This window comes from Celeribacter persicus (assembly GCF_003050785.1).
GTDB classification, from domain to species: Bacteria; Pseudomonadota; Alphaproteobacteria; order Rhodobacterales; family Rhodobacteraceae; genus Celeribacter; species Celeribacter persicus.
The window spans coordinates 21,661-29,414 of sequence record NZ_QAOH01000027.1; the positions used below are offsets into that span (position 1 = coordinate 21,661).

The following is a 7,754-nucleotide window of genomic DNA, read 5'->3' on the forward strand; positions in this document are numbered from 1 at the left end:
GACACAAGCTATACCATGACAAATCGTAGAGCCTTCATCGCCGGCTTGGCTGGCCTGCCGTTCGCCACAGGTCCGCTGGCGGCCATCGCACAGGGGAGTGTCAGGGCGTTGGCTATGCCACCATTGCTCGACGCAACCCGCGATCGGCATTTCCGTCTGACTGCCCAAAAGGGCAAGACCGATTTTACAGGACTGGGCGGCGGTGAGACCTGGGGGTTCAACCAATCCTTTTTGGGGCCTACGCTACGTCTTCCCGCAGGAGCTTCGACGCAAGCACAGATCGACAATACGCTGTCAGAGAAAATCTCGGTGCACTGGCACGGTATGCTGATACCCGGCGAAGTTGACGGCGGCCCACACCAGACCATTGAACCGGGCACGACTTGGTTTCCCGAACTGGATCTGACACAACCACCCGCTACTCTTTGGTACCACTCGCACGTTCATGGTGACACCGGACGACAAGTTCAAAGGGGATTGGCCGGTGTGATCCACGTTGATGACGGTCGGGACGATGCTCGGGGTCTCCCGATCTCATACGGCGTCGATGATTTGACCTTGGTTCTGCAAGACCGCCGGTTCGACCGGCAGGGCCGCATCGATTATGGCCTGTCTATGCCAGATCAGATGATGGGTTTCATGGGCAATGTCATTCTTGTTAACGGTCAGCTAGGCACCCAGGCTGTCGTCCCTCGCGGTATTGTCCGTTTGCGCTTGCTCAACGGCTCGAACGCGAGGATTTATCCCCTATCGTTTTCTGACCGTCGCGAGATGCACCTCATCGCGACGGACAGTGGCTATCTCAATCAACCTGTCGCCATTGAGTCCCTCGTGATCGCTCCCGGCGAACGATACGAAGTCCTCGTCGATTTTTCGGGAGGAGAGGCTGGCACGCTGGTATCCTCTGCAAATCCCAATCAGATGATGGGTGGGATGATGGGCGGCGCGAGCACTGCTGGGGGGAGCTTCGTAGTTGTACCCTTTGGTGTGGATGCGAGACTTCCTGCCCGCATTCTGGAAATACCCGCCGACTTGGGCGGCGTCCTGCCTGACGGTGAGGCCCGATCAGTCAATACACGTCAGATCACACTCGATATGCCAATGGGGATGGGCATGATGATGCGTAGGTCGAATGATCGGTTTGCGATCAATGGGCAGTCCTTCGACATGGGGAGGATAGACTTGTCTCTTTCGAAGGGGGCGACCGAGATTTGGCAAGTCTCCTCAAACATGATGATGCACCCGTTTCATGTTCATGGCGTGAGGTTTCAGGTGCTCGCCGAAAACGGAAAGAAACCAAGCATACAAAATTCTGGCTGGAAGGATACCGTGCTCGTAAATGGCCGAGTCGATATCCTGGTCAGCTTTGAGCAGACGGCAGATCGCGCCAATCCCTTCATGTATCACTGTCACATCCTTGAACACGAAGATGGAGGAATGATGGCGCAGTTCACGGTCACATGATCGTGCAAGCATGGGGATATGGTCGCCTGATTGGTTGTTTGGCGATAGCAACAGTTCTGTCTCTTGCAGCTTTCGGTTTTTTTTCGGGCACGGTTTCTCTGAGCAATCTTGGGGTCGCCTTTTCACAGGCTGAAGTGCAGCGCCATATTGAAAATGCCGGAGCCGTTGGCCCCCTCGCGGTTATTGCACTCATGGCCCTCGCGATTGTCGCAAGCCCCATACCGAGCGCACCAATCGCACTTGCCGCCGGGGCTGCATTTGGTCACTATCTCGGAGCCGCCTACGTAGCCATAGGCTCGGAGCTCGGTGCTACAATCGCATTTGTCTTCGCGCGAAAACTCGGTCGAAGCACAGTTCGGCGTTTTTTGGGTAAGTATTCAGAGTTCGGGCTGTTGGGGTCGCAAAAGGCTCTGATGTTATCAGTGTTTGCGTCCCGCCTGCTTCCATTCGTTTCTTTCGATGCAATCAGCTATGTTGCGGGCTTGAGCCAACTTCATCTATGGCGCTTCATGCTGGCAACTTTTGCCGGGATTTTGCCGGCGAGTTTTGTTCTTGCCCATTTTGGAGCTGTGGCCATGTCAGGGGATTGGGGAACGGCTGAATGGATCACGATAGGACTTGGGGTTGTGACAGCACTGCCTTTTGTCTTTTTGACCCTCAAAAATAGAAAGCAGATCGACGATGAATAGCGACTATAAAGCGGGCAGCATTTCTCTTTGGGATGCCGTCGCCATGGGGACTGGTGTCATGATTGGCGCCGGAATTCTGGCACTCACAGGCCAAATTGCGGAACTGGCCGGCCCTACCTTTCCACTTGTGTTCATCGTTGGAGCCATCGTTACAGCCTTCAGCGCTTACACTTACATAAGAATGTCCAATGCCTACCCGTCAGCTGGCGGAATTGGAATGATCCTGCAAAAGGCCTATGGACCAACCGCCGTAGCCGCTGCAGCGGCTTTGCTTATGGCTCTGTCAATGGTCATTAACGAAAGCCTAGTCGCACGGACCTTCGCAAACTATTTGCTCCGTGGACTGGGCATTGCACCAGATGGCTTACTGGTTCCGGCAATAGGCGTTGCTCTCATTATCGCAGCCTATGTCGTCAACATCTCGGGCAACCGCTCTGTAGGCTGGATTTCCCAGTTGCTCGCGGTACTGAAGGTTGGCGGTATCACTCTGTTTGGGATCTCTGCGCTTTGGGCCGGCGGGTTTACTTTTGGCACAACAGGAGATGGAACAGCTTCACAGGGTCTCAGCGGATTTGTTGGTGCCACAGCGTTGGCAATTCTGGCATTCAAAGGGTTCACGACAATCACCAACAGCGGCGCCGAGATAGTGGACCCACACCGCAACATCGGACGCGCGATCATCATTTCATTGGCGGTCTGCGTAGTGGTGTATCTCTTGGTAGCATTTGCGGTGGGAAGCAGCTTGCCGCTTGGCAAGATCGTCGAAGCAAAAGACTATGCGCTCGCGGAAGCGGCAGCACCGTCCCTTGGGGAAACGGGCTTCTATCTGACCGTCGCGCTCGCTTTGATCGCAACTGCATCAGGCGTGATTGCCAGCATCTTTGCGGTATCTCGTATGTTGGCAATGCTGACAGAGATGAAATTGATCCCGCACAGTCATTTTGGGATGTCAGGCGGAGTCCGCGACCATACACTGATCTACACAGTAGTGATTGCGAGCCTGCTGACCATTCTCTTCGACGTTAGCCGAATAGCGTCGATGGGGGCCTTCTTTTACCTTGTAATGGATATGGTTATTCACTGGGGAGTGTACCGAAACCTTAGGGCCGAGCTTTCTGCGCATGGATGGATCATGTTGACTGCAATCGGTCTCGACGCGATCGTGCTTGCCGTATTCGCTTCACTAAAGTGGCAGAGCGATCCAATGATTGTAGTGGTCGCATTCGCGATCATGGCTTGTGTATTGATCTTTGAGCATTGGTTTCTTCAGCGCACAAAAACCGAGCCACATCAACATGATCACAATGGGCATTGAGTGCTCGCGTGATGACCAGGTATCGAAGCAGTAATTCTTAGCGCTTCCAACATTCAAATTGGTCGGGTTTGAGCGATTTTGAGACCCACTTTGCCGATGTGTAGGACTACTTTCGTTGCCTCGATGGCGGGCGCCAACGCGCGTTTCACGAGGTCAGTGAAGACTATGGAAGACTGGTCGAGCCATTGAAATGAGGAAACGCAAGGGCTTAACCGCCGTCGAGATCCTCGTAGTAGACGAGCGCGGGCATGTTGCGGCGCTGATGCACGATGCGCAGGATGACTGCCGCCCCATCCGCCGCATCTAGCCGCTTGTAGAAGATCACGTGACGTTGGCAGTTGACGGACCGCAACCCCGGAACGAAGAGACTCCTGTCCCGACCCCGGTCGGGATCCCCGGTGATCTGCTCGAAGGCGTTGACCAACTGGCGGTAATAGACGAGCCATTGGTCCCTACCCCAAGTTTCGACGGTGTAGGCACGGATCTCTTCAAGGTCGGCCCTGGCCCGACCGGAAAGTCGAATAATCATATGGGTCAGCGATCAAATGCATCCGGTTCGAAGGCATGAGCATCGAACTCGGCGAAATCCCCATTTTCGGCCAGGGAGGCTGCTTCCTCTAGGTCGGCCTTGAGGGCATAGAACTGCCGGGCGCCATCCTTCTCCATCAGCATCCTTACGCCGGCGCGCACGACTTCGCTCAGATTGGCGTAGGCGCCGGACTCGATCTGCGCCTGCACATATTTCTGCATCGGTTCGGTCAGGTGGACGTTTGGCATCAGACTCTCCTATCCATGCTCAATCGTATCAGATACTGACATAGATATTCAAGCTCATGCTCGATCCCAACTTGGGCCCCAAATCGGCTCGCTGGCTGCTCCCGCCCTTCTGCTCCCGGATTCCATGCGGAGAGCCGGGCCGGGCAGTTTCCCGATACAGCCCTTCCCGAGGCCAGGAGCGCTGCGCCACGCGGTTTGGAGGGCTCATTCGATCTGTCCTTCCGTGACCACTTTCGCGGCCACATTGGAACACCCAATTTCCCCTTTGTAACAGACGTTTGTTTAGCAGCTAACATGAAAGGGGTCCGCAATTTTGGCCACTTTCAAGACGCAGAAGCAGCCAGAACCGGCGTCAGATCTTGGAAGCGGTCAAGCGACACAAGCGAACAGTCGCAAGCAACCATCAATCAAATCTCCTTGCTATCATTAATGTTGTTTCGTATCGCTGCACCATTATAGATGGAGTCGGCATCATGAAGCACGTGATCCACAGCGTGGCAACAGCCACGGCACTAACCATATCCGGACTAATGGCCTCGTCAGGTCCGGCTCAGGCCTATCAGGTGGACTGTGCAATCCTCCTCTGCCTTGCGGGCGGCTGGCCTGCCTCCGCGCCCTGCGCGCATGCCAGAGCGGTCTTCATTCGGCGGATCACACCATGGCCGATCGAGCCGCCCTTACAAATCTGGCGGTGTCCGATGGGTGTGTCGTTCAACGATCCCAGCCCGATGTCGCCTATGGAACGCCTTTATGACACCACGTTCCGCGATCCGCCCGAACCGCAGGAATCGACTTCGAAACCCCTTGTTCGCGTCCAAGCAGATGAGCAAGCTGACATCGACATTTCGGGCGACGCCTTTGATTTCGTGCGCAGCATACGGGTCTATCACATCCAGTATCGCCAGCACGAAAACCGAGATGGCGACTGCAATCGCAGCGACTCGACGCGATTGGGGTCCTACGGCGTGCAGGGCGACTACCGATGGACAAGATCCACCGTGGGCCAGGTGCCAGCCGCATCCGGCCTGAGCATCCCGAATGGATGCGGCAGCTACTTTTACCGTTCCGTCTTCGTCGACTGGCGTGATCACGCCGGGAACTATGGCTCTGAAGAGGTTCGCTACTGACAAAATCTGCGCGCGGTATTACCGCGCGCGTCCTGACAACCCCGCACGGAAGGCTGTGCAAAACCCCCGAAAAGGAGACGACGCCAGACCGTGAAGCCTGACGCCGTGCTAGAAAACTCCGTGAACAAGAGTTTCCTAGCGCACCGCTAAAACACCCGCAACCAGCAAAGTTGTTTTGCTGGCAAGAATGTTGTTGTCTCACGACATGGCGTCGGTTCTCCAAGGAGACCTCGACCATGGAACCTACGACCGGCCTGATCCTGCGACGGATCACACAGACAAATCTCTCTGTTGCTGCGCACAAGCTTGCTACCCTCATCCTCGATGCCATCGCCTGGAAGGATGGCTACAACGGTTTGTCGCGCGGAACGGCAGCCTTCACCCTCTCGGCCCTGGCGGAGAAGATGGGTGTTTCACGACAATATCTTTCGGTTCTATTGAGCGAACTTGAGACGTCGAAGTTGCAGCTCGAGCGGGCAAAGCCGAATGGAAAGTTCGCGCCCTGGATCTTTCGGTTTTCCGCCTTCGACGAGGAGAGTGAAACCCATGATCTCGTGTCAGGTGAAGGTGACACATCACTATCTAGAGATAATAATAACAAAACTATCTTCTCAGGACTGATCGACATCACCGCGAGTTCGAACGTTTTTCAGACCAGTTGGGCAGAGCTCATCAAAGCAGCGAAGGCCACGTTGCCCTGCTGGAACATCGACACCCAGGTCATCTGGGATCGCTTCCTCGCCTTCAATCGGTCCCGAGGCAACGGCAGGGTGCCGGCCGGCTTCCTGCTTGGCTTCATGCGCCGGTGGCGAAATTCGTCGGGAACTCCAACTCGTCCCGCGGTCAAGCCGCCCGCGAGACCAATAACGGACCCCAAAGAGCGCGAATTGCTGAGACAGATGCAAGCCGCACCAACTTCGAACCGCCAGTTCCACGCGTCCGACTTGTGTCGCTTGATCGGATACACTGCCTACGAAGCGCGTGTACTCGATGTGATCCACGAGTTTGGGTGCCAGAGGTTTTCAGCGACGTTGGCGGTGCACGGACGAGCGGTGCTGGCAGGGGAGATATCCAGGTAGATTCACCTGCCAAGCTTTGGATCCGGGAAGGCTCTGCCCCCGCGTACAGAAAATCGGCAGATAATGAAGTTTATGTTAAATTTCGAAGAATTCAGCGCGTAGGGACTTATTTTGCAGCCTAAAGTCGACATCAAACTTCATCGGATTTTTTCATCCGAGCAGACAAATGTTGCTGACTACATTTAGATCGTTCCGATCCTCCATTAATCGTGAAGCATCTGATGTGATGTCAATTTCCAGGCCAGAATCCTTTTCTTGCAGAATCGCTGGCTACCCGTCACGCGCCCACGCAATTGCGGACTCGGTATCGCTGGATTCGAACCACTGCATCTCGGAGCCCGTCAGTAGGTTGACCACCCGTGCGCCCCATTCCATCCATCTGCGTTCTCCGACAACCGCTATGCGACCGAAATCGTTCACGTGGGCGGTGTCGACCTTCAGATCTTCCAGCATCGCCGAAGGCTCTTCGTAGCCCTCGAAACTTGTAAGGTCGAGAACCAGACCCGGATTATCGGTTGTTCCAAGACGCTCATGAAGCAGCGCGTGCATTTGCTTGAATTCTGTCTCCGTCAACTTGCCTTCGCAGACGAGCCCGATGACATCATCACGCTCGGTCAGCGTTTCCTTGAACATTGGTCTTCTCCTTTTCACTTGCGTTGCCGTGACAGTAGAGATCGGCGTTCTGATGAGCGCGATCCTCGTGCTCGAATTCGAGGCTGGAATGGCTGATGCCGAATTCTTCCTTCAGCCGCTTCTTGATCGCGCTCTTGATCTCTTCAATCTTCGACCACCCTTCGGCTGCCACGACGACATGGCAGTCGAGCGCAGCCTCGTGCTCTTGCATTTGCCAGAGATGGACGTGGTGGACGTCGGCGACGCCTTCGACTTTCCGCATCGCTTCGACGACGGCCTCGTTGTCGATGTCCGGCGGGCTCCCGAGCATCAGGGTTCGGATTGGGCCGCCTATTTCAGTGAAAGACAGATACAGGATGTAGATCGCGATGCCGATGGTGATGGTAGGATCGACCAAACGCATGTCGTAAAGGATGATCATCGACCCAGCGACGATAACCGCGACCGAAGCAAGCGCGTCCGACAGGTTATGCAGGAAAAGCGCGCGGATGTTCACGCTCCCCTTCTGCATCGAATAGGTCAGCATTGCGGTCAGCGTGTCGACCACAAGCGCGATTCCACCGAGAATGACGACGGTCCACCCCATGACTTCGGGTGGATCAATCATGCGCATGCCACCTTCGTAGATCAGATAGAAGCCGATCACGATGAGGGTGGTGTAGTTGATCAG

9 protein-coding genes are annotated in these 7,754 nt (G+C 55.3%); 5 read left to right on the forward strand and 4 right to left on the reverse strand.

The features are described 5' to 3' along the window. Positions 1 to 15: 15 nt before the first annotated feature. Genes C8N42_RS19030 through C8N42_RS19040 form a run of 3 tightly spaced genes read left to right on the forward strand, consistent with a single transcriptional unit; the run spans position 16 to position 3,468 of the window. Positions 16 to 1,464: a multicopper oxidase family protein gene (locus C8N42_RS19030; protein WP_009573611.1), complete on the forward strand. Its 1,449-nt coding sequence runs from the start codon at positions 16 to 18 to the stop codon at positions 1,462 to 1,464. Continuing rightward, on the forward strand, positions 1,461 to 2,153 hold the full coding sequence (locus C8N42_RS19035) for a TVP38/TMEM64 family protein (RefSeq protein WP_009573610.1): 693 nt from the start codon (positions 1,461 to 1,463) through the stop codon (positions 2,151 to 2,153). The genes C8N42_RS19030 and C8N42_RS19035 overlap by 4 nt, the downstream gene beginning before the upstream one ends. After that, positions 2,146 to 3,468: an APC family permease gene (locus C8N42_RS19040; RefSeq protein ID WP_009573609.1), complete on the forward strand. Its 1,323-nt coding sequence runs from the start codon at positions 2,146 to 2,148 to the stop codon at positions 3,466 to 3,468. The genes C8N42_RS19035 and C8N42_RS19040 overlap by 8 nt, the downstream gene beginning before the upstream one ends. Before the next feature lie 208 nt (positions 3,469 to 3,676). Here the strand turns inward: C8N42_RS19040 and C8N42_RS19045 are convergent, their stop codons facing one another. Beyond that, positions 3,677 to 3,997, reverse strand: coding sequence for a type II toxin-antitoxin system RelE/ParE family toxin (locus tag C8N42_RS19045; protein WP_009573608.1), 321 nt, complete (start codon positions 3,995 to 3,997; stop codon positions 3,677 to 3,679). 5 nt (positions 3,998 to 4,002) lie between these two features. Further along, positions 4,003 to 4,245: a type II toxin-antitoxin system ParD family antitoxin gene (locus C8N42_RS19050; RefSeq protein WP_009573607.1), complete on the reverse strand. Its 243-nt coding sequence runs from the start codon at positions 4,243 to 4,245 to the stop codon at positions 4,003 to 4,005. 473 nt (positions 4,246 to 4,718) lie between these two features. Here C8N42_RS19050 and C8N42_RS19055 point away from each other — a divergent pair, with 473 nt between their 5' ends. Together C8N42_RS19055 and C8N42_RS19060 are read left to right on the forward strand one after the other, a co-directional pair. Continuing rightward, positions 4,719 to 5,372 (forward strand): hypothetical protein, encoded by a 654-nt coding sequence (locus tag C8N42_RS19055; protein ID WP_040402907.1) that lies wholly within the window; start codon positions 4,719 to 4,721, stop codon positions 5,370 to 5,372. Positions 5,373 to 5,608: 236 nt separating this feature from the next. Beyond that, positions 5,609 to 6,451, forward strand: a complete 843-nt coding sequence (locus tag C8N42_RS19060) for a hypothetical protein (RefSeq protein WP_096807337.1) — start codon at positions 5,609 to 5,611, stop codon at positions 6,449 to 6,451. 270 nt (positions 6,452 to 6,721) lie between these two features. Here C8N42_RS19060 and C8N42_RS19065 read toward each other — a convergent pair whose 3' ends face one another. Continuing rightward, positions 6,722 to 7,084 carry a SpoIIAA family protein gene (locus C8N42_RS19065; protein WP_009573604.1) on the reverse strand — a complete coding sequence of 121 codons (363 nt, stop codon included), beginning with the start codon at positions 7,082 to 7,084 and terminating at the stop codon, positions 6,722 to 6,724. Beyond that, the coding region (locus tag C8N42_RS19070; protein ID WP_107818045.1) for a cation diffusion facilitator family transporter at positions 7,056 to 7,754 on the reverse strand (699 nt) is incomplete at its 5' end. The genes C8N42_RS19070 and C8N42_RS19065, both read right to left, overlap by 29 nt.